General features: G+C 72.8%; 17 protein-coding genes and 1 pseudogene. 11 read left to right on the top strand and 7 right to left on the bottom strand.

All coding sequences use genetic code 11. The annotated features are described in order from the left end of the window. Positions 1 to 15: 15 nt before the first annotated feature. Entirely contained in the window at positions 16 to 1,104 is a 1,089-nt protein-coding gene (locus tag WME76_RS12885; RefSeq protein ID WP_437960423.1) for an SLBB domain-containing protein, read from the bottom strand. Between the two features lie 171 nt (positions 1,105 to 1,275). Between WME76_RS12885 and WME76_RS12880 the strand changes: the two genes are divergently transcribed. The 4 genes from WME76_RS12880 (at position 1,276) to WME76_RS12865 (ending at position 5,788) form a co-directional block, all read left to right on the top strand. Beyond that, positions 1,276 to 1,608 carry an STAS domain-containing protein gene (locus WME76_RS12880; protein WP_437960422.1) on the top strand — a complete coding sequence of 111 codons (333 nt, stop codon included), beginning with the start codon at positions 1,276 to 1,278 and terminating at the stop codon, positions 1,606 to 1,608. A gap of 218 nt (positions 1,609 to 1,826) precedes the next feature. Further along, the gene (locus WME76_RS12875) at positions 1,827 to 3,119 is read left to right on the top strand and encodes a sigma-54 interaction domain-containing protein (RefSeq protein ID WP_437960421.1); all 1,293 of its coding nucleotides are present in this window, start codon (positions 1,827 to 1,829) and stop codon (positions 3,117 to 3,119) included. A 35-nt stretch (positions 3,120 to 3,154) separates the two neighbouring features. Further along, positions 3,155 to 4,894, top strand: coding sequence for a hypothetical protein (locus WME76_RS12870; protein WP_437960420.1), 1,740 nt, complete (start codon positions 3,155 to 3,157; stop codon positions 4,892 to 4,894). Between the two features lie 51 nt (positions 4,895 to 4,945). Next, complete coding sequence (locus tag WME76_RS12865) at positions 4,946 to 5,788, top strand: PfkB family carbohydrate kinase (protein WP_437960419.1); 843 nt, start codon at positions 4,946 to 4,948, stop codon at positions 5,786 to 5,788. Positions 5,789 to 5,813: 25 nt separating this feature from the next. Here WME76_RS12865 and WME76_RS12860 read toward each other — a convergent pair whose 3' ends face one another. The 3 genes and pseudogenes from WME76_RS12860 to WME76_RS12850 all read right to left on the bottom strand — a co-directional run. Then, positions 5,814 to 6,773 (bottom strand): hypothetical protein, encoded by a 960-nt coding sequence (locus tag WME76_RS12860; protein WP_437962253.1) that lies wholly within the window; start codon positions 6,771 to 6,773, stop codon positions 5,814 to 5,816. Beyond that, positions 6,770 to 8,158: a hypothetical protein gene (locus tag WME76_RS12855; RefSeq protein WP_437960418.1), complete on the bottom strand. Its 1,389-nt coding sequence runs from the start codon at positions 8,156 to 8,158 to the stop codon at positions 6,770 to 6,772. The genes WME76_RS12860 and WME76_RS12855 overlap by 4 nt, the downstream gene beginning before the upstream one ends. A gap of 697 nt (positions 8,159 to 8,855) precedes the next feature. Beyond that, positions 8,856 to 8,900 (bottom strand): annotated as a pseudogene (locus WME76_RS12850) (SEC-C metal-binding domain-containing protein); the annotation flags it as partial. A gap of 304 nt (positions 8,901 to 9,204) precedes the next feature. On the opposite strand from WME76_RS12850, the gene WME76_RS12845 reads away from it, so the two are divergent. The 4 genes from WME76_RS12845 (at position 9,205) to WME76_RS12830 (ending at position 14,378) form a co-directional block, all read left to right on the top strand. Beyond that, positions 9,205 to 9,354 (top strand): hypothetical protein, encoded by a 150-nt coding sequence (locus WME76_RS12845; protein WP_437960417.1) that lies wholly within the window; start codon positions 9,205 to 9,207, stop codon positions 9,352 to 9,354. Position 9,355: 1 nt separating this feature from the next. Continuing rightward, positions 9,356 to 10,336, top strand: coding sequence for a phosphotransferase family protein (locus WME76_RS12840; RefSeq protein ID WP_437960416.1), 981 nt, complete (start codon positions 9,356 to 9,358; stop codon positions 10,334 to 10,336). Between the two features lie 390 nt (positions 10,337 to 10,726). After that, positions 10,727 to 12,802, top strand: coding sequence for a hypothetical protein (locus WME76_RS12835; RefSeq protein WP_437960415.1), 2,076 nt, complete (start codon positions 10,727 to 10,729; stop codon positions 12,800 to 12,802). Positions 12,803 to 13,400: 598 nt separating this feature from the next. Further along, positions 13,401 to 14,378 (top strand): hypothetical protein, encoded by a 978-nt coding sequence (locus WME76_RS12830; protein ID WP_437960414.1) that lies wholly within the window; start codon positions 13,401 to 13,403, stop codon positions 14,376 to 14,378. Positions 14,379 to 14,399: 21 nt separating this feature from the next. On the opposite strand, the gene WME76_RS12825 is transcribed toward WME76_RS12830, so the two are convergent. Together WME76_RS12825 and WME76_RS12820 are read right to left on the bottom strand one after the other, a co-directional pair. After that, on the bottom strand, positions 14,400 to 17,846 hold the full coding sequence (locus WME76_RS12825; protein ID WP_437960413.1) for a protein kinase domain-containing protein: 3,447 nt from the start codon (positions 17,844 to 17,846) through the stop codon (positions 14,400 to 14,402). Further along, positions 17,843 to 19,303 (bottom strand): sigma 54-interacting transcriptional regulator, encoded by a 1,461-nt coding sequence (locus tag WME76_RS12820; protein WP_437960412.1) that lies wholly within the window; start codon positions 19,301 to 19,303, stop codon positions 17,843 to 17,845. The genes WME76_RS12825 and WME76_RS12820 overlap by 4 nt, the downstream gene beginning before the upstream one ends. A 293-nt stretch (positions 19,304 to 19,596) precedes the next feature. Here WME76_RS12820 and WME76_RS12815 point away from each other — a divergent pair, with 293 nt between their 5' ends. Further along, a complete protein-coding gene (locus tag WME76_RS12815) occupies positions 19,597 to 21,501 on the top strand; it encodes a M6 family metalloprotease domain-containing protein (protein ID WP_437960411.1) in 1,905 nt (634 codons plus the stop codon). A 71-nt stretch (positions 21,502 to 21,572) separates the two neighbouring features. Here the strand turns inward: WME76_RS12815 and WME76_RS12810 are convergent, their stop codons facing one another. Next, positions 21,573 to 22,670, bottom strand: a complete 1,098-nt coding sequence (locus WME76_RS12810; protein WP_437960410.1) for a hypothetical protein — start codon at positions 22,668 to 22,670, stop codon at positions 21,573 to 21,575. A 180-nt stretch (positions 22,671 to 22,850) separates the two neighbouring features. Between WME76_RS12810 and WME76_RS12805 the strand changes: the two genes are divergently transcribed. Beyond that, positions 22,851 to 23,438: a LysE family translocator gene (locus WME76_RS12805; RefSeq protein WP_437960409.1), complete on the top strand. Its 588-nt coding sequence runs from the start codon at positions 22,851 to 22,853 to the stop codon at positions 23,436 to 23,438. Between the two features lie 3 nt (positions 23,439 to 23,441). Further along, complete coding sequence (locus tag WME76_RS12800; protein ID WP_437960408.1) at positions 23,442 to 24,881, top strand: PLP-dependent aminotransferase family protein; 1,440 nt, start codon at positions 23,442 to 23,444, stop codon at positions 24,879 to 24,881. The last annotated feature ends 905 nt before the right edge of the window (positions 24,882 to 25,786 follow it).

The raw sequence follows: 25,786 nt of genomic DNA, 5'->3' as shown, positions 1-25,786 counted from the left end.
CGACGCATCACGCCCTCACCTGTTGAGCAGCGTCACGGGGACGGCGATGGCGGCGAGCGCCGGGGCGAGGCGGTTCACCACGTCGGTCGTCGTGGCGAACCAGTGCTCGGTGACGAAGACGATGTCGCCCGCGGCGAGCTCGACGTCGCCCCCGCGGCCCGCGACGAGGGCCTTCAGGTCGGCGACGTAGACCCGCGGGCTGGAGAGCGGGCCGCGGAGGACGCGGATGTCGCCGTTGTCGGCGTCCTTCGTCGTGCCGCCCGCGAGCGCCAGCGCCTCGGTCAGGCGCATCCCGGACCGGAACGGCGCGAGCCGCGGCGCGCGCACGTCGCCGAGGACGGTCACGCGCCGCCCCCGCGCCGACGGCACGAACACGAGATCGCCGGCGCGGAGCCGCACGTTGTGCCGCGCGTCGCCCTGCATCGCGCGGCTCAGGCTGATCGGCAGCGCCACGCCGCCGCGGACGACGCGGGCGGCGTCGAGGTCGGCGGCGTCGTACGTCTCGCCCGCCTCGTCGAACGTCTTGAGCCCGCCGGCCGTCACCACGATCTCGGCGACGCGCGCGTCGGGCCTGAGCTCGTACGCGCCCGGCCTGTCCACCGCGCCGACCACGGTCACGCGGTGCCCCGTGGCGCGGACCACCTGGAGGCTCACGCGCGCGAACTGGTCATACGCCTGCAACGCGCGCTCGACGCGCCGCTCCGCCGTCTGGAAATCGAGCCCGCCCACCTCCACGTCGCCCGCGAGGGGCACGTGGAGGCGCCCGGTCTCGTCCACGGTCACCTCCGGCACGTCCAGCGGATCGACCGAGGTTGTCCGCAGGTGGAGCACGTCGCCCGGGAGCAGCACATAAGGAGTCGGCGGCGCGTCGGGCACGCCGCTCGGCTCGACCCTCGCCGGCGGAGGGAAATTGGGATCTTCCGCGAGCAGGTTGGGCGCGGGCTGCGTGCGACTGCACCCCACGATGATGAAGAGGAGTCCCAGCGCGATGAGCGCGCCCGGCGACTCGAGGACACGAGCGCCGCCCGGCCGGCGCTGTACCGGGCGCGCGGGAGCGCAGTCCCGGCGACGCCGGCGGACGAGCGCGCGTGCGGCGCTGGCCATCTCCGATTGCGGCGCCACAATACCGGCGTCTTCAAGCATCTTCGCCAACGCTCCTTGTAACCTGGTCCAGGAGGACGCGATGCGCTGCCCTCGTTCGATGATGTTCGGGTCCCTCCGCGAGCGCCCGGCGCGGCGCGTCCGCGCGCGCTGCGCGCCGAGGAGGGTGGGTTGATGGACGGCGCCGCAGACAGCGGGGTGCACGCCGTCAGCGCGACGTCCCGCCTCCTCGATCGGGCGGCCGCGGAGCGGCTGCGCGATGATCTGCTCGGCGCGGCGGCGCGCGGCGCGCGCGCGTTCGTCATCGATCTCGGCGCCGTCGAGGCCTTCGACCCGATCGGCCTCTCGGTGCTCCTCATGACGCGGCGGGAGGCGCCCGCCGGCGCGCGGATCGCGCTCGCCGCCCTGCGCCGGCAGGGCCAGGCCGTGGCCAGGGCGATGCGCCTTCACGAGGTCTTCGACATCTACGCCGACGTCGGCGCCGCGACGGCGGACCTCTCCCGTTGACATGCCGATGTCGCTTAGCACGACGCTCGACACGGCCTTTTGCGCCCCCGTTTCATGCCTGTTTCCAGGGGAATTCTTCATGTGCTCTCCCGCGTGGATCACGGCAGGCGCCGCATAACGCCTTACGCGCGATGGCGCCGGGAGCCTTGATTTTTGCTGCCTTGCGTAACTCGTCGTACCGGATGTGTCGAGGGCAGCTATAGTCACAGGGAGATGACATGAGCGTGGAGTCGCATCGACACAGCCGAGCCGACAACGCGGTTGGGCCGGGCGGAGGGGGGGCGCGCTTCTGGCGGGTACGAGGGTGGCGGCACGGCGGGCGCGGCCCGGGTCCGGTCGCCGAGGAGGCTTGCTCGACAATGGCTCGCACACAGACAGATTCGGACCTGGGACCACATGACGCGGAAGAGCCCCGGACCGGGGCTCGGGCGGCGTCGCCCTCGGGGACGGCCGAGCAGCCGGTCAAGCTGATTGGAGAGAGCGCGCCGATGCGGGCGCTCGCACGGCAGATCGATCGGGTGGCGCGGAGCGACGTGACCGTGGCCATCTTCGGGGAGAGCGGCACGGGCAAGGAGCTGGTGGCGCGGGCCATCCACCAGCGCGGTCCGCGCGCCGGCGGCCCGTTCGTGGCCATCAACTGCGCTGCCATCCCGGAGTCGCTCCAGGAGGCGGAGCTCTTCGGCCACGAGCGCGGCTCCTTCACCGGGGCGACGCACGCGCGCCCTGGCTGCTTCGAGCAGGCCAACCACGGGACGCTGCTGCTCGACGAGCTCGGCGAGATGAGCCTCTCGACGCAGACGTGCCTCCTCCGCGCCCTCCAGCAGCGCGCGATCCGGCGCGTCGGCGGGTCGACCGAGATCCCGCTCGACGTGCGCGTCGTGTGCGCGACCCAGCGGGACCTGCGCGCGGCGGTGGAGAGCGGCCGTTTCCGCGAGGATCTCTACTTCCGCCTGGTCGTGTTCCCGATCGAGGTCGTGGCGCTGCGCGACCGGCGGGAGGACATCGCGCTCCTGGTCGACCACGCGCTCGGCGTGCTCGAGCGCGGCCGGAGCGTGCGGGTGCGGCGCGACGCGCTCGAGGCGCTCGAGGCCTACGCGTGGCCGGGCAACGTGCGCGAGCTGTTCAACGTCGTGCACCGCAGCATCCTCTCGTGCGAAGGCGGCGAGATCACCGCGGCGGATCTCCCCGAGTACGTCCGGCGGACCCCGGCGTCCGCGGCGGTGACGCCGCTCGCCCAGATCGAGCGCGCGGCCATCGAGCGCGCGCTCGCCGCCTGCGGCCAGAGCGTCACCAAGGCCGCGGAGATGCTCGGGATCAGCCGCGCGACGCTGTACCGGCGCGTGGCGCAGTTCCGGGCCGAGGGCGGCGAGGAGCCTCCCGCGTTGCAGCGGCGCCCCCGCGTCCTGCTCCCGAGCGACGCGCCCAAGGCCCAGGCGTCGAGCAGCCGCATCCGCCGCCCGTCCACGTCGAGGCGCCGCGATTACCGCGCGCAGCAGCATCGCCCGGAGTGACAGACAGCGCAGCGCCTTCCTGGAGGGGATCTCGAATGAGGGTCACGGCCGTCCTGCCATTGCTCGCCGCGGCGTCGCTCTGCGCCGAGGTCGCCCACGCCGCGCCTGCGCACGCACTCTGTAACGATCTCGGGCCGACGCTGGGCGTGGGTGTATCCAGCTTCTCCGCGGCCGGCGACTGGCCGGCGGTCGCCGCGCAGGAGCACGGGGTCGACTGGAGATTCCTCTACCTCTACGTCCTTCCGACCGACGATCCGGAGCCCGACGTGCAGAGCTATCTGCTCTCGAAGATCGAGCTCGCGAGTTCGCTGGGAGCGATGCCGGTGTTCACCTTCTATCAACTCCTCCAGATCGGCCAGCGCGCCGGCGTCGCCGGGAGCGAGCCCGACGTCGTGCAGAAGGTGCTGGGGGACCGGGATCGGATGCGCGAGTACTTCGACAATTTCGTCCTCGTGCTCCGGACCTCGGCGATGGCGGGCGTGCCTGTGCTCGTGCACGTAGAGCCGGACTCGTGGGGTTTCATGATGTGGGCCATGGGCGTCGAGGGGAACGCCGACGCGACGTCGGTGCCGGTCGCCGTGGCGAGCTCGGGGCACCCCGACGTGGCCGGGTTCCCGGATCACGCGGGCGGGCTCGGGCAGGCGCTCGTGAAGCTCCGCGATCAGCACGCGCCCTCGGTGCGCCTCGGATGGCACGCGTCCAACTTCCGCGTGGGCGCGCGTCCCGAGGTCGTGACCGGCTTTTACTCGTCCATGGGGGAATGGGACGTGCTCGTGGGCGAGAACTTCCACCTCAACGTCGACGACGCTGTGTGGTGGGAGCCGTGGGACGAGTCGCTCTTGCAGGCGAACCTGAGCTGGCTCGAGGCGGTCACGTCGAGCGCCGGAGTCCCCTTCCTCTCCTGGCAGGAGCGGATCGGGACCACGGACTGGCACCTCTTCTCCGGCGACAGGAAGATGCTCGAGCGCTTCGCGGCGGCGGGGCTCGGCGGCGTGATGTTCGAGCTGCTCGGGAGCGGCGATCCCGACGATTTCCGGGCTTCCGGGCCATACGGCGCCGTCCCGCCGCCCGGCTCGACGGCCGGCGGGACGGCGGCGGACATGCGCGCGCGGCTCGCGGCCTATTCGGAGAATCCGCTCGCGTGGCCTGCGGGCTCGCCGTGCGCGCAGGCAGGCGGCGCGGGGAGCAGCGGCGCGGGGAGCGGTGGCGCGACCGGAGGCGGCGCAGCCGGAGGCGGCGCGACGGCCGGCAGCGCGGGAGGCGGCGCGACGGGCGAGGAAGGGGGCTGTCAGGTGCAGCCCCGCGCGGGAGGCGCCGGCGTGGCGCTCGCGGCCGCCCTCGGCGTGCTCGCGGCAGGGCTGCGGCGCCGGCGTCGCGCTCCTCCGGTGAGCGGTCGTCTCCGCGGCCGCAGGGCGCTTGACGGCCGGACCGCGGGGCTCGAGCGCGTGCGACCGAGCCTTGACGAGCCCCATGGATCGCTCGACATGAGCAGAACCGGAGCGAGGAGGACGCATGCAAGAGAACGTCGGCACGCTGGATCGAACGGCACGCTTCGTCGCCGGCCCGCTGCTCATGGGCCTCGGCGCCACGGCGCTCGGCGGCCTTCGAGGCCGGCCGGGAGGGATCGTGGCGCTCGTCGCCGGAGCGCTGATCGTGGAGAGCGCCATCACCCGCGTGTGCCCCGTCAACCGGCTGCTCGGGGTCGACACGCGAGAGAAGGAGCTCCGGGCGGCTCGCGTCTGACGCGCTCGAACCGGGGCCGTGGAGGCGTCTGACAGGGGGCGTCGCCGGGTTGCGCGCCGCGTGGCCATGCTATGTCGAGCCGCATGACGACGACGCGCATCGCCGTTGTGGGCCACGTGGAGCACGTGACGCTCGGACGCACCGAGGGCATCCCGAGATCGGGCGACATCGTCCACCTGCAAGACACGCGCTTCCTGCCCGGCGGGGGCGGCGGCGTCGCCTTCGCGCAGCTCTGCCGGAGCGACGCCGAGGTCCACCTGTTCACGGCGCTCGGGCGCGACGAGGCGGCGCGGGCCGTCGAGGAGCGCATCCGGGCCGCGAACGAGCGCGTCCACATCCACGCGGCGCGGCGCGGCGTGGCCCACCCGCGCGTCGTGATCGTCGTCGACGGCGACGGGCGTCGCACCATCGTCGTCACCGGGAGCCCGCTCCAGCCCGCGGCGACCGATCCCCTCCCCTGGTCGATCCTCGCCGACTGCGACGCCGTGTACTTCACCGGCGCCGATCCCGAGAGCCTGCGCCTCGCGCGCGCCGCGCGCCGGCTCGTGGTGACCGCCCGCAGGAGCGCGGCGCTCCGGGCCGCGGCGGTCGCGCCCGAGGTGGTCATCGGCAGCGTCGAGGACCCGCGCGAGAACGCGCCGATCGACGCGTATGATCCGCGCCCCGGCGCGCTGGTGCTCACCGATGGGCCGCGCCCGGTGCGCGTCCTCCGCGACGGGGGCACGACGCTCGTGGACGCGCCGCCCGCGCCCGCCAGGGTCGTCGGCGACTATGGCGCCGGCGACAGCTTCGCGGGAGCGCTCACGTTCTTCCTCGCCCACGGCCTCTCGGTCGAGGAAGGCTGCCGCCGCGCCGGCCCGCACGGGGCCGCGGTGCTGCGGGGGATCGATCCGCTGGAGACGCAGATTCCCCTCGTCGCGCCGTGATAGCGCGCCAGGTGAGACGCTCGGTTTATCCCCAGGGGGCCAGCACTGCCCGGCGGAGCATGAGCGCGCGCGCGAGCTGGTAGTCCAGGCGCTCCCGCCGCAGCTCTGCGATGATCGCGGCCAGCTCACGGACGGCGAGGTCCGCGTGCTCCTCCGGGAGCGCGCCCAGAAAGGCCTCGACCCGGCAGATCAACCCGTAATCCTCCCACACGGCGAGCTCCAGGAGGTCGCGCAGGACGCCGTGGAGCCCGGCATGGGCGCGAGCGAGATCGAGATATGCGCGCTCGCTCGCCCTGAACACCTCGCTCATCCGTGCGAAGGAATCGTCGACCTGCTCCATCATCTCGATGACGGCTGTCATCGCTCCCCGGTGCAGCGCCATGCGATCGAAATCGGACACGGCCGTCACGAGGAGGACGTCGATGCGGTTCTCGACGAGGAACGCGAGCAGGTCCGTGGCGCGGTGATCGTAATAGCCATCGACGCCGGCAAGCTCACGGAGCTCGCGCTCGAAGCGCGCAGGCGACACCGGCAACAGCGGCCAGTTGCCGCGGAGAGCGCGCGCCTCAAGCCGCCGGCGAGGCGTGTTGCGCATCGCGTCCGTGCGGCGGTTCGGGCCCGCGTGCCATACGCGCTTGAAGGCCTTCTTCAGCAGCCACTCGCTCGCCCGCTCCTCTGCGTCGAGGACCTCCTCCGGGGTCCGCGCGAGCCGCGCGAGCCGGCCGCGGAGGTCGGCGACCTGCGCGAGCATCGCCTCGGCCCCGTCGCTGCTGACGCGCCGGCTCGCCGCGCGGGCGCGGAACTCGCGTGCCATCCCGTCGAGGCCGCGCGGCTCGGTCAGCGCGAGCCGGAGGAGCCACCGGTCCCAGTGGCAGAAACAGACGCCCTCGATCTCGCGCCACGGCTCCGGGCCGTAGCGTATGCCGTCCTCGAGCGGGCGCTCCGCCGGGCGCGGCGGGCGGGCGGCGCGGGCGTCGTCACTCATGTGTCCGCCCCTGGGGCGCAGCTCAGCCGGTACTCCCGCTCGACGATCGCCGCCGCGCTCGGTCCTCGCCAGTACGGCTTGATCCATCGCGGGTTCGCGTCCTTCCAGCTCCGCCCCGCGCGGCGCCAGTGGCCCCGGACCATGCAACGCCGGATCGCCTGTACATCGGATGCGCCGCGGCGCACGCGCTTGAGCTGCTTCAGCGAGGTGACGTCGATCTTGCCGGGGAGGCGGAAGATGCCGTCCGTGGGCGGGATCGCGCCACCGCGGCGGCGGCGCGGCGGGGGCGCGTCGTCGCCGCGCGGGTCGCCGGGGACGGCGTCCGCGTCGGCGCTCGTCGCGTAGAGGATCGCGTTGATCACGAGGCCGACCAGGCCGCGGAGCGGCGGTGAGGCGATGAGGGTCTCGACCTCCTCGTCGGGCTCGTCGCCGGGCGAGAGGGTCCTCAGGAGATCGACGATCCGGGTGTCCTGTCGCACCGAGAGCTCGCGCACGACGAGCTCGGGCCATCCGCCATCGCGGGCGTCGGCCCCGAACGCGAGGCGCAGGTCCATGGGCCCCGCGCCGTCCGCCGTGGCCGTGACGTAGACGGTGAGCACCGAGAGGATCCGGCCGCGGAGGCGCGCCGACGGGTCCTCCGCGAGCAGGCGCTCCGCGAGCCCGAGCGCGTAGCGGTCGGTGAAGACGAGCGCGAAGCTCGTGAACGGCGGGCGCAGCGCCTCGCCGATGACGTCGAGCGCCGTGGCGCCGAGCATCCACGCGAGCCCCTCGTCGACCCAGAAGACCTTGCGCAGGTGGAGCTCGAAATTCGAGAGGCTCTCGACCCACGAGGCGACGATCGCGCGCCCGTCCGTGGCATCGGGCTCCGCGGCGACGCCGCCCTCGGCGTCTTGAGCCAGGTCGCGCCGGAGGCGGCGGAAGCCGAGATCGCTCTCGACCTCCTGGCGCTCGATCGTGCGCGTCAGATCGTCGCGGGACGTCCTCCGCGCTCGCTCGCCGATGTCCGCGGCGACCTCCACGAGATCGGGCGCGAGATCCGCGATGATCTCGTGGGGCAACCGCGGCGCCGCTTGCTTGCGCGATCGGCCGCGCGCGAGGTCCTCGATCCCCAGCTCTTCCCACATCCATGTCGGGTCGAACGCGGCTGCCCCCTCCGCCAGGGCGCGCTCGTACAGGCGCTCGAGTCCCTCGACGAGCTCGGCGACGCGCGGCCGCAGCCCGTCCGCCGATGCGGCTGCGCGCGGCGTGAGCCCGTCGAGCGCCGGCACCGGCTCGTCGAGCCACTTCTCGTAATGCTGCTGGAGCATCTGCACCGCGGCCTGGCGCAGCGCTTCGGGCGCCGCCGCGGGCGTGCCGCCTGCTTCGCCTCGCGGGTCCGCGAGCACGGCCTGCTCGACGTCCTGGTGCTCGGTGACAGTTCACGAGCTGCGGCAGACCGGGGCCGATCCAGGCGTCGAAGAACATGGGCACGCGCGCCTCGCGCAGCGCGGCCTCGTCGAGGTCGGCGCTCAGCGCCGTGAGCTGCTCCACCAGCCGCTCCCGCAGCCGGCTCTGGATCGGGAAGAGGCCGCCGTCTATCTCCGGCTCGCCGGAGGCGCCCTTCGGCATCACGCGCGCGGCGACGAGATCCCAGGTATGGAGCGCGCGTGACGCGGACCGCTCGCGCACGCGCACCTCGCCGCCGTGGAGCGCGTCGCGCAGGGTGACGCCCGCTCCGGGCACGACGTGGACCACCTCGTAGAGTCGCATGGAGCTCGCGCGACCCATCTCCAGGTACCTGCGCTCGCCGTGGCCGAGATCGTGGTGACTCTGGAGGATCTCCTCGGCGAGCGTCGCCCCTTCGCGGAACGTGACGACGTCGAAGATGAGCCAGAACTGGAATGCGACCTCGGCCATCTCCACGACAACGTCGTCCCTCCACCGATCGAGGAGCGGGGCGTGCTTGCCCAAGAACCTCCTCCTGGCATCGTCGATGTCGTCGGGATGCGCCGAGAAGAGGACCCTTTGCAGCGCGGCTTGACGATCGGCGCGCGTGTACGGCGCCCCGCCTCCGTTCCCGAGACAGCACTTCTTGTGCTTGCGCCCGCTCCCGCACGGGCAGGGATCGTTGCGACCGACCTTTCTCATCGCGGCGCAGGGTACGCGATCCGCGCTGCTACAGGCGAGGTGATGAGACAGTATCGCCCGAAGGCGCCTGAGCCTCATCGCATTACGTCGAACAGGATAATTTTCCCAAAGGAACGTGCCAAAACTCCATTCGAGCGCTGAACGTTCCGGAAAGAAGTCTGAGAAACCATGAGCTCATATCGGAATGAATCCCCATGCATGGGGCGCGGCTCGGTGCGTCCCTCGCCGATCGGCGGGAGTGCGGCGTCCTCATGCACCGGAGGGCTACTTCGGCCTTCGCTGGTGCGATAGCGTGGCGTGGGTCATGGTCGTCTTCCTCTCGTTGCACGACGAGCGTCGCTTCTCCTCTGGCGTTGTCCTCGGGCCGACCGGTTGCTTCTCGACGGCTCGCGGGCGGCGCGCGCAACTCGCTGCGCGCATCGGGGATGCGATCGATATCGCGGAGGTTGCGTGAGATGGCTGCTCGCTACGCCGGGGCGGGATGGGCGCGCGCGAAGCGAGCCCTCGAGGCCGCCTTCTCGGGCCTCGGGAGGCCCCGGATCGATCGCGTGGTCAAGGTGGGTCACGGCCTCTCGAACGAAGTCTATGCGGCTCACGTCGAGCTGGTTCCGGATCCGGACGGCCGCTCCGGGGCGTATGCGGCGTCCGTGCCCGCGAGGGGCAGCGTTCCGCGGACGCGCGCGAGCTGGCAACGCGAGGGCGCGCTCCTCGAACGGGTCGCCGCCTGCACGCGCGTGGTCCGCGTGCCGACATTGATGGCGATCGTCCCCGTGGAGGGGGTCGACGTGGCGGTTCGCTCCTACCTCGAAGGGGTCCCGCTCGACGTACGCGCCGGCCGCCAGCCCGGCGTGGCGCCCTGGGAGGTCGTCGCGCGCGTCGCCGCGGCGGTGCACGCCGTCGACGTGGGCGACATCCCCGACCTCGGGGGGCACGCCACGCGGCGCGCGCACGCCCTCTCGGAGATCGCGGTCTTCGACGGACTTTCCGAGCTCCGCGAGGTGGAGCGGTGGGCGCTCGATCACCTGCCGGAGGAAGAGCCCTCGACGCTCGTCCACGGGGATCTCCTGGGGCAGAACATCCTCCTTCACTGGGAGCAGCCCTGCGCCGTCATCGACTGGGAGGTCGCGACCCGAGGCGACCCCGCGTACGACATGGCCATCGTCACGCGCGGGCGCGCGAGGCCGTTCCAGGCCGACCATGGCCTGACACGCCTCCTGGACGCGTATGCCGCGCAGGGGCGGCCGCGCATCGAGGCGCCGGCCGTGCACCTGTACGAGCTGTGCCTGGTGGGGCGCTGGTACCGCGAGGCGCTCGAGGGCGACGGCGGAGGAGAGCCACCGGGTCAGCTCTTGCAGCGTCTCGAGAGCCTCCTCAGGCGAGCTCGCGCGGCGAGCGCTGGGCGGGTGCAGGGGTGCCCACGACCAGCGACGAGCTGACCACCGACACGGAAGACCTGGAAGAAGAGCTCGCATGGCGGTCCATGCCGAGCTCCTGGCCGCCGGAACATCTACAATATCCTTTCCCGCGCGACGAAGCGGAGGAAGCGTGACGAGCACGCTCTCGGAGTCCAGCCACCAGCTCGCCGAGCCCGGCTGGGACGGACACGCCAGCGCTGCCCCCTGAAGCATGCGGTCGAGGCGCGTCGTCCAGCACGAAAGCCTCCAAGCTTGCCACCGCCAACAGGGCGACGCCGGCAAAAGGTGGAGAGCTCGCCGTCGTGCCGGCGTCGCCGGTATGCGCGGACCTCATGGCCGGGCCACGTTGCTGTGACGTACGCCATGGGATAGGGTCCCGCTGAGGCCGAGGGCCCTGGCTGGAGGCTGGCGATGCTGCTGGAAGACTGGGTGGAGCACATCAAGAACGTCCTGTCGCCGTCCTCCTTCAAGGACGTGGCAGTCGCCGCGCTCCGCGTCCCCTACGGCAAGCACGTCCGGCTCTCCGACGGCACGGGCGACGCCGGGGTGGATGCCTGGATCGATCTGCCCTCGGGCGGTGCACCGGTGCAGTTTCACGCCGGGCGCGCGGAGGAGTGGGACGCGAAGCTCGCGCGTGATCTCGGGGCGCACGAGCTGCTCAGGCAGAGCGGGCGCATGTTCTTCGTCTGCGCACAGACGCCGGCGGCCGGGCCGAAGCTGAAGAAGGTAGCGCAGCTCGAGACGACGTACGGTGTGACCATCACCGTCATCGACGCCCGCGACATCGCCTCCACGGCGAACGATCCCGACGTGCTCGCCGCGCTGTCCCGCTCCGCGCCCACGGCGCCTGCGGAGCAGGCAGAGCGCCCCCGGAATCCGGCGGTGGATGCGCGCCTCGCGTTCGCCTTCTTCCACGAAAAGAGCGGCGATTTCCGCGCCGAGGTCGCTCGGAGCGTGCTGTCGGCGTGTCTGCTGCGCGAAGACGAGCCGATCCCGACCGAGGCGCTGCTGGACAGGGCTATCGAGGCGGCCGGGATCGGGGGCTCCGTGCGCCACTCGTTTCGCATGGAGCTCAGGGCGCTCGCTGAGCTCGGCAAGGTCGAGGTCAGCGCGGGCCGCATCTCCGCAACCGGCGAGCTAAAGACGCTCACGAGGGCCGCGCTGGAAGTCCAGGAGACCGCTGCGAAGCACCTCCGCGAGAGTTGCGTCCGTGCGCTGGAGAAGAAGGTCCAGAAGCTCGATAGGCGGAAGGAGGCGGTGGCGGACGTGTTCGACGATCTGGGGCTCCTTCTGCGCGAGAGCCTTGCGGAGACGCTGCCCGGGCGCTCGTCGGAGGCGCTCACGAGACGCTTGAACGCGGTGGAGCGGCGCCTTTCGGGATATCTCAAGCCCAGCGGCGGCGACGCCGCCGACGCTCTCAAGGCGCTCATCGACGTCGCGTCACAATCGCCCTATGGCCGGGCGCTCGCCGCGGCGGAGCTCTTCATCCAGATGACCGACCGAGACAGCGGCCAGCTCGCGACGGCGGTCGCGCAGCGCGACGGACTCGTGATCTGGCTCGACACGACCGTCGCGCTGCCGATGCTGTGTGGCAAGTTCGACCGCATCGCGGAGGGCTGGACGACGTCGGAGATCGCCGTCGAGCTGCACACGGCCCTGGCCGAGCGGGGCATCAAGGCGGTCGTCCCGAGCGTCTATATCGAGGAGATGGCGTCGCACCTCGTGGACGCCGCGCGCCATTACCGCTCTCTCGTCGGTGCAGATCCGGATCTGGCGCGCTCGGAGAACTTCTACGTCGCGCACTTTCACGCGGTCGCGCAGCATCGGGGGGAGCCGACGACGCTCGAGCGCTTCGACGAGTTCTTGCAGGATCTCGGCCTGCCGCCGCAGTGGGAGGAGGCCGAACGGCGCAACTATCTTCAGCTCCGCCGCAAGATCGAGGTGACGCTGGCGAATGTGCTCAGGCGTTACGGCATCGGCGTCTATCGGGTCAGGTCGGCGGAGGCGCTGCCGTTCCCGGAGGAGCCCCGCCGCGACGAGATCGTCCTCCGCCACGACCGCTGCGTGGCGCGTGATCTCGAGGAGCGGGCCAGGACCGAGGAGGAGCCGGCCAGGACCGAGGAGGAGGGCCTGGTGCTCTGCTCGGAGGATCGGTGGCTAGTCCGCGCGCTGACCGACAAGTACCTGCTCGCGATCCATCCTGCCGTCCTGCTCGACGTGCTCCAGATCGTGCGCCCGATCGGGCAGGCAAGGCGGCTCGCCGCCGTGCGCGAGATGGCCGCGACCTTCAGCGAGCGCGCGATCACCGAGGGCGCGGCGGTCTGGGACATGCTCGCGGAGCTCAAGGATCCTGATCTGTCCGACCGGCAGCTCTTCCGGAGCGCCAGGGAATTCAAGGAGGCGTGGCTGCGGCGCGCGAGCCACGGCGAGCGCCCGCGCGCGAGCGACTGGCAGCGATTCAAGGCGGGTCGCTCGTTCGGCTCGTGAGCCCGGCGCTCGGGGTGGCGCAGGTCTCTCCGACCCGACCTTGAAGGGCGCGGAGTCGCCGGCTCGCTCCTGCCGGCACGCGGGGAGAGGTGTGCCAACCAGCCTGCGTCTGTGCCATGCGAAGGGGATCCGACACTGGACGGCGATCCACTGCGCTCACCGAGGGGCGGCCCCCCTCAGGACCGCGTCCCACAGCGCTCGCCGGGGTGCGGGCCCCCTCGGGACCGCGATCCACTGCGCTCACCGGGGCGCGGGCCCCCCCGGGGACGCCGCCTGTCGCTCGTCTCGCTTCATCGGCCTCTGATCGCGCGGGACGCCAACAACACGCTCGAGCGCGCTGGGCCCCACCGAGAAGCGCTGTCACCGCAGCGTGACAGCCGCTGTCCGCGCGGCGGTCACCTGTCGCGCCGCCGTTACGCCGCCGTACCGCCTCGACGGGACGGGCGCGGGCGATCCGCGGTTTTCGCGCCTTCGCGCTCGTGGCACGGCGGATGCTCTTTACCTCGGCGCGCAGGGCGGCGAGCATCGACCCCTTGCATTCTTGACCGGCGAACGCGCCGGAACGACGGCTTGAAACTCTCTGGAGGAGGAGATCGCAATGAAGCGCTCTGTCTTTGCGCTCGGGATGATGGTGGCGGTCGGGCTCTTCCCGGCGGCGTGCGGGCCGGAGTCGCAGCTCGACGGCGAGCTCGCAGGGCCGGGGCTCAGGGCGATGGCGGGCAAGCCCGGATCCGAGGACACCAACGGCACCCCGAATCGCGCGTGGCACACATGGAAGGAGCCGCTGGCCCGCGCGCTCGGATTCCCGCTGCTCCAGGCAGACGGCACCATCAACCCGGTGGTCCTCGCCACCGGGCTCCTCGACGAACCGAAGGGCGACGGCGCGGGCGGCGGAGGCCAGGGCGGCGGCGCCGAGCGCGCGGACGGCGAGGACGTGACGGGCCACGAGATCTTCGACCACGCGGTCCGGTGCGCCCTCGCGCGCGGCACCGTCGTGACCCACGACGACATGCCCTACGTCGGACGGGGCATGGTGAGCGGCGCGTCGATCTGGACGGCGCGGGGGCTCCCCGTCCAGGTGAGGAACAACGTGCTGGAGTGCGTGATCGCGTTCGTCAACGACAAGATGGACGACATCGCGGTCATGATCGCGGGCTACAACGTGATCGACGACGGGAACGAGCACGGTGCGTTCAAGTACAGCGAGGCGCTCTGGTGCGCGCACGCCACGGCCGGGGCCGAGGTGGAGGTCTATCCGACGTTCTCGTTCGCGCAGAGATGCGGGCCGGACCCAAAGACCGCGCTGGAGCAGCGGTACTGCTACGAGAAGGACGCTTGCGGCCTCATCTACAAGGGGATCCTGGATTTCACCGCCGAGTGCAAGGGCGACCCGGACACCGGCCAGTACAGGTGTGATGACAAGCCGTGCACGATGACATGGCTGAAGGATCCCATGCCCGGGTGGTGCGTGCCTCCTGTCGGGTCGCCGTCCTTCTCGACCTCGCCGCCCCCGCCGCCTCCGCCGCCCACGTCCTCCTCGCCGCCCCCGCCGCCCCCGCCGCCCATACCCCAGTGAGCCCCGGCGCTGTCGCCGGGCTCAGGGCGCGGCGAGGCCTGGCGGCGCCTCGGCGGAAGCCGGCGCCTCGACGACAACCGGCGCCTCGGCCGCGGCAGCCGCCCCGCCCGTGAGCCGCCGCGCCTCGGCGAGGCGCGCGCCCAGCGTCCGGGCGCGCAGCGGGTTCGCGTGGATCGCCGCCTCGAGGGCCGCCACCTCGCGCAGCGTGGCCTCCCTCCGGGCGGCCGCGTCGGGCGCCGCCCCGGCGCGCAGGCGAAAGAGCGCGCCCTGCGCCGCGAGCGCCCGGTCGTGGCGCGGGTTCAGCCCGAGCGCCGCGCCCGCGTGCCGGAGCCCCTCGGCGATGTCGTCGGCCGCGTCCTGCCCGCGGCGCCCCGCCGCGTCCTGCCCGCGGCCCGCCCTCCGGAGCGCGGCGCGGGCCTCGTGGATCTCCGCCAGCACCGCGTACAGCGACGGGTCGGCGAGCGGCTCGCCGAGCAGCAGGGGACGGAGCGGGACGAGCGCCGCGTCGAGCCGCGCCGCGTCCGGACGGCCCCGCTGCGCGCCCCACCGGAACGCGAGGAGCTCCGCCTCGGCGCGCTGCACCCGGTCCCACACGTCCCAGGGAGCCTCGGAGAGGCTGCGATCGAGCGTGTCGCGCGCGACCTGGATCGCGGGCGCCGGGTCCTCGCCCCGCGCCATCCGCACGCGCGCCTCGAGCATCGCCAGCATCGCCCGCAGCGACTCCGGATAGCCGGCAGCGCCCGGCGCCATCTCCCGCGCGCTCGCCTGCACCCGCGCGAACGCCGGGCCGGGATCGGCGCCGGCGTCGAGCGCGTACAGCGCCAGCGCGTGATCCAGCCAGAGGCGCCAATAAGGCGCCCCGGTCCATGAAGGATCCTTCTGGCGCATGGCCTCGATCACCCCGCGCGTGCGCTGGACGACCTCTTCGGGATAGCGGCCGGCGCGGGCGAGGTGCTCGGCCTCGTAGACGCCGGTGATCAGCCGGGAGGTGCGCGCGCTGGCGAAGCCTGGTTCGAGCGCGAGGACGTCGTCGCAGCGGGCCCGGGCGCGCTCCAGGGAGCCCGTCGGGTCGAGGCCGCGCAGCGACTCGTAGCGGCCGCGCTCGGCGAGGACGCTGCAGAGCTCGTTGAGCGCCCAGGCGAGGTCCGGCTCGCGCTGGAGCGCGGCCTCGTAGCCCTGGATGGCGCGCTCGAGGGCCTCGCCCTGCTCGCGGCCGGTGAGGTCCGCGTGGTACGCGCGCGCCCGGAAGACGGCGGCGGCCACGTACCGCGCCATGGCGTCGTCCGGGCTCGCGGCGAGCGCCTCCTCGGCGCGCGCGGTCGCGTCGCGGAGCGCCGCCCCGGCGTCCTCGCCCGGAGGCATCCTGCTCGCCACCCACCAGGCGAAGGCGCTGTGGACCCAGGCCAGCCTCACGCGCGCCTCGGGGCTGCGCGGGCTCGCCGCGAGCGCCCGCCCGCAGGCCTCGCGCGCCCGCTCGAAGCTCGGGCGCATCGGGTCGCGGCGCTTCCCGGCGGCGTTCATGGTCTGCGCCCAGAGCTCGCACGCGCCGGAATGCACCGCCGGATCGGAGCGGCCGTGGTCCGCGGCGATCCCGTACGCCTCGGCGGCGGGCTCGAAGTGGGCCTTCATCTTCTCGAAATCGAAGGCGACGGCGTCGTGGCGGTGGCGGCTCCCCATCGCGAAGAGCACGTCGCCCTCCAGCTTCTTCGCCTCGTGGAGCCACGGCGCCCCCGCGAACGCGGCCCGGGCCTTCTCCAGCGCCTCCTCGTGCCTGCCCTCGGCGAGCGCGAGCAGCCCCTCCACGTACGCGGGCGCCTCGATCGCCGCGGGCCCCTCGCCGGCGCCGGCGAGCGCCGCGCGGAGGTGCGCGACCGCCGGCGCCCTGTACTCGGCCCCGAGCGCCGCGATCCGGGCCTCGCGCTGCGCCCTGTCCTGGATGCGGCGGGTCTCCTCCAGGCCGCGGCGGTAGAGCTCCGAGAGCGCCACGCCGGCGGCGTAGTCGAGCCCCGGCGATCGGTAACCCGCCCGCTCGGCCTCCCGGAGGTGGTCGAGGGCCGCGCGCGGCTCCTGGAGCGCGAGCAGACCGCGGCCGAGCGCGTACTCCCCGGGGCCGCGGCCGAGGGCGCCCGCGGTCGCCATCCGGGCCTCCACGGCCTTCAGCCGGGCGCGGACCACGTCGCGCTCGCGCTCGACGTCGTGGAGCGGCATCCCGTGGGCGCCGCGGAGGAAGAGCTCCATCTCCTTCACGGTCTCGCCGAGCTCGCGCGCGAGTCTCGCCTGCTCCGCGGCGGCGCGCCGGCTCCCGACGAACAGACCGGCGACGACGAGCGCCGCGACGACCAGCGCGGCCGCTGTCGCGACAGCCGCCCGGTGCCGCCGCGCCTGCCGGGCGAGGCGGCGCGCGAGGGAGGCGCGCCGCGCGAGCACGGGGTCGCCGTCGAGGAAGCGCTGCAGATCCTCCCCGAGCGCCCGCGCCGACTCGTAGCGGGCGCCGGGCTCCTTCTCCAGGCAGCGCGCCACCACCGCCTCGAGGTCCTGCGGGACGTCGCGGTCCAGGGCCCGCAGCGGCGGCGCGTCGGCCTCCAGCACCTGGCGGAGCACGTCCATCACCGTGCCCCCCACGAACGGCGGGCGGCCGGCGAGCAGCGCGAAGAGGGTCGCGCCCAGGCCGTGGACGTCGGTCCGCCGGTCGAGCGCGCGCACCCTGCCGGCGGCCTGCTCGGGGGCCATGTACGCGGGGGTCCCGAGGACGGCGCCCGTGAGGGTCGCGCCGCCCTCGCCGGCGTCGCGCGCGATGCCGAAGTCCATGAGGTAGGGGCGGTGCGACCCGTCCTCGCCGCGCTCCAGCAGGATGTTGCTCGGCTTGACGTCGCGGTGCACGAGGCCGATCCGGTGCGCCTCGTGGAGCGCGGCGGCGATGGTCCTGGCGACGCGCACCTTCTCCTCGAGCGTGAGGTCGTCGCGGGCCTCCTGGAGGGAGCGGCCCTCGATGTAGCGCATCACGATGAACGGCACGCGATCGGCGACGCCGGCCTCGAAGACCTCGCAGACGTTCTCGTGGCGGAGCCGCGCCTGGGACCGGGCCTCCCGCAGGAAGGTCCCGTCGACGTGCGCGCCCGCCAGCACGAGCTTGATGGCCACGCGCCGGCCGAGCCGGAGATCGCGGGCCCTGTAGACGACGCCCATGCCGCCCCGGCCGAGGAGGTGGAAGTCCTCGAAGCGGGCGTGGAGCGAGGGCGGGATCGGCGAGGGCTCCTCCGGCGCGGCGGCGGGGCCGGAGGAGCCCTCGCCGAGGCCGAGGTCGGGGGTGGCCTCGGGCGCGGCGGCGGGGGCGTCGCCCGCCGCGCCGAGGCCGGGGCGAGGCGCGGCGGGCGTGACCGGGCCGGTGAGGGTCGCGTCGTCGCGGCCGCGCCGCGGCCCCGGCGGGGCGGCGGCGCAGGGCTCGTCGGCGTCCGCGGGCGGGATCATCGGGTGCGGAGGCCGTGGCGCTGGATCAGCCGGTGGACGAGCTGGCGGGAGACGCCCATCGCGTCGGCCGCCTGCGAGATGTTGCCGCCGTGCTGGCGGAGCTTCTCGGTGACGTAGGCGCGCTCGAGCTCCTCGAGCACCATCTCGCGCGCCTCCGGCAGCGGCAGCTCGAGGAGCCGGCGGAGGCGGGCGTCCGCGGGGGCGGCAGGCTCCGCGCCGGCCGACGACGTGCCCGCGGGAGAGGCGCCCGAGGGGGATGCGCCGGACGCGCCGACGGGAGCGGGGCTCGCGGGCTCCGGGCCGGAGCTCCCGCGCGGCGCCGGCGGCCCGGCGCCGACGATCTCGTGGAGCAGCTCGGGGAACAGGACGAGGCGCGCGACGGTGTTCCGGAGCTCGCGCACGTTGCCCGGCCAGTCGTGGCCCTCCAGCAGGGCGAGCGCGCCCGGCGGCAGGTCCGCGAGCGCGCGCGGCGGCTCGCGCGCGGCCAGGAACCGCTCGACGAGGAGCGGGATGTCGTCCTTGCGCTCCCGGAGCGCGGGGACGTGGACCTCCACGACCGAGAGCCGGAAGTAGAGATCGGCCCGGAACGAGCCGTCCTGGGCCTTCGCGCGCAGGTTCCGGTGCGTGGCCGCGACGATCCGCGCGTCGAAGGGGACCCACTCGTTCGACCCGAGCCGCCGGATCTGCCGCCCCTCGATCGCGCGGAGGAGCTTCGGCTGGAGATCGAGCGGGAGCTCGCCGATCTCGTCGATGAAGAGCGTGCCCCCGCTCGCCTGCTCGAGCAGCCCCGGCCGCGCCGCCGCGGCGCCCGTGAACGCGCCCCGGACGTGGCCGAAGAGCTCGCTCTCGACGAGGTTCGGGGCGACGGCGCCGCAGTCCACGACAACGAAGGGGCCGTCCTTGCGGCGGCTGCGGGCGTGGATCGCGCGCGCCAGGACCTCCTTGCCGGTGCCGGACTCGCCGAGCAGGAGCAGCGTCTCGTCCGTCGGCGCCGCGCGCTCCAGCTTCGCGAAGAGCGCGCGCATGGTCAGGCTCCGGCCCGCCGCGTCGCCGAACGCGTCCGCGCCGGAGAGCGGCAGCACGGACGGCGGCCCCGCGGCGCCGACGACGAGCTCGGAGCTGCCGACCGTGGCGGGGACGCCCGGCGGGAGGAAGGCCTCGACGAGTCGGATATCGCGGACCAGCGTGCCGTTCTTGCTGCCGAGGTCGCGGAGGAGCACGCCGCGCTCGGTCATCCGGAGCTCGCAGTGCCGCCGCGAGGCGCGGGGATCGGCGAGCACCAGGTCGCAGTCGGCGCCCGCGCCCACGATGAGCGGGCGCAGCTCGAGCGGCGCGGCGAGCGTGCGCCCGTCCGGGAGGGTGACCGTCACGGTGACGGCCGGGAGCCGCAGGGCGCGGCCCTGATCGAAGCTCGTGAGCGTGCAGGTCGCCCCGGGATCCTCGCCCATGATCGCCATGGTGCCCCTGGGGGGGTGCGCGTCAACCCGGAACCAGCGCGCCCGCGGGAGCGCGGACCGCGGGCGCGCCGCCCCTGGGATCCACGGTTGGATCGGCTGTAACGCCGCCGTGACAGCGGCCGTCATGCGCGCATGACGGGTGTCCCGGCGAGGTGTCGTCGCGCGGCGACGCGCCCGCGGGAGACGCCGGAATCGGCCTGAAAGCGCGGCGATCCGCGCCGTCCGGGCGCGGCACGCGCGTTGCGATGTGCCCCCTCGAACGCGACGAAACGCGGATCGAGGAGGATGCGGACATGACATCTCGTGACAGCGGCGCAGACACGGTGGAGCAGAGGGCGATCTTCGGAGCGCGGCGCGGGGCGAGGCTCGGGCTCGTCGCGCTGGCCGTGCTGGCGAGCGCCGTCTGCGTGAGCCGCCCGGCGGCCGCAGTGCTCGCCGAGCCGGGGCTGCGCGAGATCCCGCTCGACCCCACCGGCGCGATGTTCCACGCCGAGGTGATCGGCGACGAGCACTTCGACTACCTCCGGATGCGGGACGGCACCGTCGTGGTGCTCAACGACCTCTCGGGCGACTACGAGGTCGCCGAGCTCGGCTCGGACGCGCGCGGCACCCCTGCCCTCGTCCCCTCGGGCGTGCTGGTCCGCGATCTCCGCGCGCTGGGCGGCCCCGTGGATCCGGCGCTGCTCGCGCGCATCGACGAGGAGGCGCTCGACGACCTCTGGGAGGCGGCGATCGCGCGTTCCCCGGGCGCGCGGTCGTTCGCGGCCCCGCCCGCGAGCACCGGCGTGCGGCGCCCGCTGCTCACGATCCTGCTGGAGTTCACGCAGGGCGGCGGGCTCACCGCGCCGGGGGCGTTCACCGGCGGCTTCGGGACCGACATCGCGACCTGGAAGGACACCCTGTACGGGAGCCTCCCTGGCTCGGTGAACCACTATTACGCCGACATGTCGCGCGGGAAGTTCTCGTTCATCCGCGCGCGGGAGACGCACGGCACGGCGAACGACGGCATCGTCCGGATCAAGCTGCCGTTCGCGCACCCGAACAGCAAGAAGGACTTCGCGCTCCTCCAGCCCTACCTGAAGGAGGCGCTGGTGATGGCGAATCCGTTCGTCAACTTCGCCTCGTTCGACGCCAACGGCGACGGCAAGGTCCGCGGCGACGAGCTCAACGTGATCTTCGTCGTGGCCGGCTACGAGACCTCGAACACCAGCAAGACGCCCTCCGTCTGGGCGCACGCGACGGGCTTCGACGCGCCGATCACCCTCGATGGGAAGGCCCTCTCCGGCTACGCGGTGATCGGCGAGCGGCAGGTCCACAAGATCCGCGGCGTGCCCACCACGATGCCGGCCACGGTGGGCGTCATCGTCCACGAGCTCGGGCACTCGGCGATCGGCCTGCCGGATCTCTACAAGGGCCCGACCCCGGTCGGGGCGTGGTGCGTGATGGCGAGCGGGAGCTGGGGCACGACGACCGGATCGCCCGCCGGCTCGACGCCCGTGGCGATGGGCGCGTGGAGCCGGCTCAAGGCCGGGTTCCTGGCGCCGATCGTGATCCAGCCGGGGGCGCCGGCGCAGGACATCCCGGTGGTCCAGTCGGCCGGCGCGGAGCTCCTCGGGCAGACCGTGGATCCGACGATCTACAAGATCGAGACGTCGGATCCGGACCAGTACTTCCTGGTGGAGAACCGGCAGAACGAGGGATACGACCGCGGGCTGCAGAAGTGGATCGGGTTCGGGGACGTGTCCGGCGGCGTGGGGATCTACCGGATCGACGAGGCGAGATCAGCGGGCAAAGGGAAGATCGCCTTCATGGCGAGCAACCCGGGCGCGACGAGCTCGGTGGCGAACCTCTACAACCTGGAGGGCGAGCGGACGTTCACGCCGTTCACGGATCCGAGCAGCGACGACGGGGACGGGATGTTCACGGGGCTCTCGATCACGGAGTTCAACGAGGCCGGGCCGATCATGCTCGCGCACGTCAGCCACGTGCCGTTCGGGTGCAACGAGATCACCGCGTCGGTGGCGGAGCATGAGATTCACGGCCGGGCGCAGAAGCAGGTCGTGGACCTCGGGGACGAGCAGCTCTTCCTGGGATACCGCACCACCGGGGCGCTGGAGGGGCTGGGGGTCGACAAGGACGAGGTCGTGACGCTGCACGTGGAGGCGCCGGGGATGTGGAGCGTCGGGGGCTGCGACTGAGTGAGAGCGCGTGGGGTCGGACCGACCTCACGCGCACGCCTCCGGGAGGGCGGCGGCGGGAGAGGCGGTGATCATGCGCCTGCGGTCTCCGCATGGCCCGCGATCAGGGAGCTCGCGCAGGCGAGCGCGTCGTTCATTCCGGCGACGGAGTGCTCGAAGAAGATGTCCCTCGCGTGGTTGCCGTCCTTGAACACGACGAGCTTGATCGGCCCCGTCTCCGCGCCCCACTCGAGGTCGATCGTGTACCGGCTCGTTCCCCTCTTCACGATACGACGGGTGATGCGCCGCTCCTCGGCCTTGAAGTCAGGACACCATCCCTCGTAGGTGACGCCGATCCCGTCGTGGACCTCGGGAGAGAACGCCGGATCCTTCAGGCCCTCGAGGGCCGCGAGGTACAGCGGATCGGTCGACCGGAAGCTCGCCAGCCATGCGTCGTACTGCTTCCGGGCTTCCTCCTGCGCCCTGCGTCGGGCCTGCTCCTTCTCGGAGATCCACGCGCCCTGGACGACGAGCTTCATGCCCTCGCGGCGGAGCGTCACGGTCGCCGCGATCGGCGTCTCGGCACCGCCGTCCGCCGCAGGGGCGTCGTGCTCCGACTGGTAGCAGGTGATCGTCCCGTCGGCGTTGAGCGTCGGGCTGCGCCGATCGGCGTCCAGCATCTCGCTCGCCTCGATCTCCGGCCACCCGCTCATGGGGTCGGAGAAGTCGAAGAAGCGGACCTCGTAGGGGCAGGCCCAGATGCATCCTTCGACGACGAGCATCGCGGCGGACGCCTCGAAGCGCATGTCCGTCCAGCAGAAGCCGACTCCCTCCTTCGCCTCGTCCGGCAGGTGGTCGCGGCGCTTCCCGGTGTCGAGCTCCACCACCGTCTGGCCCTGGTAGTCCTCGCCGCAAACCAGGTAGTCGTGGCCGTTCGGATGCGCCTCGACGAACAGGAACGGAAACGAGTCGTGGTTCCGCTGCACGACGGCGGCAGGCTCGCCGGAGCCGGTCCTGTACACGGTGCCCTGGGCGTAGTCCCAGGCGCCAGGCCCGGTCGAGAAGCTCGACACGACGAGCCGGTACTTCCCGCTGGGGCTCAGGAGCTCGCGGCGCGCGTCGACCTGCTCGTTCTCCGGGGTGAAGAAGGCTGCCTTGTCGGGCGCGCGTGCCGCTGATTCCTCCGTCATATCTCCTCCGCGCCACGGCCTCGTCCGGCTGCGCTGCTCCAGCGTAGCAGGTGCGCGATCGAGCCGTCTGTACCGGTCCCGCGGCTGATACAGTGCTTTCGATCGGCGCGGCCCCTGTGCCTTCACCGGCGAACGCCGCCTCTCTACGCTCCGGGCCACACCTTACCGGAGCCACCCGCGATGACCGAGCTGCTGCCCCTGGCGACCTATTGCTTCGTGATGTCCAGCACCCCGGGGCCGAACAACATGATGCTCACGGCCTCGGGCGCGAACTTCGGCTACCGCGGCTCGCTGCCCCATGTCCTCGGCATCAGCGTGGGCGGCGCGGTCCAGACCTTCGTCACGTGCCTCGGCCTGGGCGCGCTGTTCACCGCCTACCCGGCGCTGCACGGCGTGCTGCGCGTGACCGGCGCGCTGTACCTGCTGGTGCTGGCGTGGAAGCTCACCGGCGGCGTCGTGGCGAAGGGCGCCGAGGTGCCGCGGCCGCTGTCGTTCGCGCAGGGGGCGCTGTTCCAGGCCGTCAACCCGAAGAGCTGGGTCAAGGCGGTCACGCTGGCCTCGGTGTTCATGCCGGCGGGCATGCCGGTGGTGAGCGGCGCGCTGCTCGTGTCGGCCATCGGCCTTGGCATCACCTTTCCGTGCATCTCGGCGTGGGCGCTGTTCGGCGTGGCGATCCGGCGTCTTCTGACCGACCCGCGACGGCAGCGGCTGTTCAATGGCATGATGGCCGGCGCGCTGGCGGTGCTGGCGCTCCTGTTCCTGCGCTGACCCATGTTCTCGCTCGACCGCGACTCCGCCGTTCCGTTGGCCGACCAGATCGAGGCGCGGCTGCGCGCGCTGATCGAGGGCGCGCAGTTGCCGCCGGGCGCGCGGCTGACGTCGATCCGCCAGCTCGCGGGCCAGCTCGGCGTGAGCCCCAACACCGTGGTGGCGGCCTACGATCGGCTGGTGGCGGCCGGGCTGCTCGAGTCGCGCGGCACGGCCGGGTTCTTCGTGTGCGAGGCGGCCGCGGCCCTGCCGGACGCGGCGTGGCTCGAGGCCGGCGAGGAGCAGGAGCCGGTGTGGCTGGCGCAGCAGTCCAACGACCAGCGCGCCGGCGTGCTGCTGGCCAGCAGCGGCGCCCTGCCGGCGACCTGGCTGAGCGACGCCATCCCGGCGACGGTGCTGCAGCGGGCGCTCGCCCGGAGCGACGCCGGGATGGCGGCGCGCATTCCGCCGCAGGGGCTGCCCGAGCTGCGCGAGCGCATCGCGATGCTGCTGAGGTCGCAGGGCATCGCGGCCGACGCGGGGCGGCTGCTCACGACGTGGGGCGGGACGCATGCGATCGACCTGATCTGCCGTGCCTTTCTTCAGCCGGGCGACGCGGTGCTGGTGGAAAACCCGGGGTATTTCTTGATGTTCGGACGGCTGCGCCAGGCGGGCTACCGCATCGTGCCGGTGGCGCGGAGGCCGGACGGCGTGGATCTGGAGGCGCTGGAAGCGGCGTGCCGCGAGCACCGGCCCAGGCTGCTGTTCCTCCAGAGCGTGCTGCACAACCCGACCGGCTGGGGATCGAGCGCGGCCAACCTGCACCGGGTGCTGATGACCGCGCAGAAGCATGGCGTTCTGATCGCCGAGGACGACGTGCACGGTCACTTCCACCCCGGGCATCCGACGCGGCTGGCGCAGCTCTCGGGGCTGGAGGGGGTCGTCTATTACTCGAGCTTCTGCAAGGCGCTGAGCCCGGCGCTGCGGCTGGGGTACATCGCGGCCGAGCCAGGGCGGCTGAAGCCGCTGCTGCGCGAGAAGATCTACTCGGTGCTGACGACCGGCGCGCTGAACGAGCTCGTGCTGCTGGAGGTGCTGTCAGCCGGCAGGTGGCGGAAGCACATCGACCGGCTGCAGCAGAAGCTCGGGGTGGCGCGGAACGCGGCGGGGCGGCGGCTGAGAGAGGCGGGCGTGGTGCTGGACCATCCGGGTGAAGGAGGGTTGTTCCTCTGGGGAACGGTGCCGCGCGGCGTGGACGTCGATGAGCTGGTGAAGGATGCGTATCTCAACAAGATCCTGCTGGCGCGGGGGGCGACGTTCATGGCGGATGGCGCGGCGGATCCGCACATACGCTTCAATGTGGTGTTCAGCCAGCACGTGCGGGTGGCGGAGTACCTGGCGGAGCGGTTTGCGGCCGTGGCGAGCGTGCGGGGCGCGATGGAGAGGGCGGAGGCGGGGGTGTAGCGGGAGCGGCCGGTGAGGCGCCGGGCCATGCCATCGGGCAGCGAGGGGGCCTGTTGAGCTCGGGGTTCTCGCGGAACGATTATGCGGCAGCAAACCGTAGCGATCCGTCGCTTTCTCCGGGAATTGAGGGAGGCATGCGCCACGGATCGTGGCCCCTCGGCAGGCATGGACCCAACCCGGGCCCAAACGGCGATCGGCACGCCCGAAGAGCTCCCGCAGACCGACCCGTCGCCTCGGACCGTCCTGGTCACCTCGCTTGCCAGCATCCTGAGCCGCGCTGTCACCCTTGGGGATGAGGTGGCGGCCCGGGTCGTTCACGAGGCGATCGGCCGGCTGCTCTCGGCGCCTGCTCAGCGCCATCGGTAGACTCCAGCGAAATCGCACCGGTCGCGGGCACCGCTCGCCGACGCTGGCGAGGTGGCGCGTTCTGTCCGCCGTCCATCGTCGGCGCGAGCCGCTTACGGCCGCTCTTCTGCGGCTCGGCCACTGCGGCAGACACGCTCGACTTGCTGGGGCGCCGCGTTCGCGCGCCCGCTTCACCCGCTTCACTCGTCGCGCGCTCTTCGGTCGTCGCTTCGAGACGCCTCCCCCCGTCTCGCCGTTGATGGCGGCGCCCTAACCGTCGCCCTCGCATCGCACGGCAAGCCTATGTCCACGGCCGCTCCGCGTCAGGATGCAGGTCGCCGAACGGATACTACGCCGACGCGTCCGGCAGTGGAATGCAGCCGCGGACCGGGCTCGTCGCAAGATCAACTGGACCTTCACCGTCCACGACGCCGAGCGGATTTTCGGATCCGACTGGTTCAACAGAATCGTGTCAGAGTACTAGGTTGCGACATCCTCGAAGAACAGGGCGCGCCAGACGCAGCCAGCCGGGCTCATGTCACGAGCCCGTCCTGAAACGT

Source organism: Sorangium sp. So ce119 (assembly GCF_051524405.1).
Classification (GTDB): domain Bacteria; phylum Myxococcota_A; class Polyangia; order Polyangiales; family Polyangiaceae; genus Sorangium; species Sorangium cellulosum_G.
This window is presented reverse-complemented; position numbering and strand designations above follow the sequence as displayed.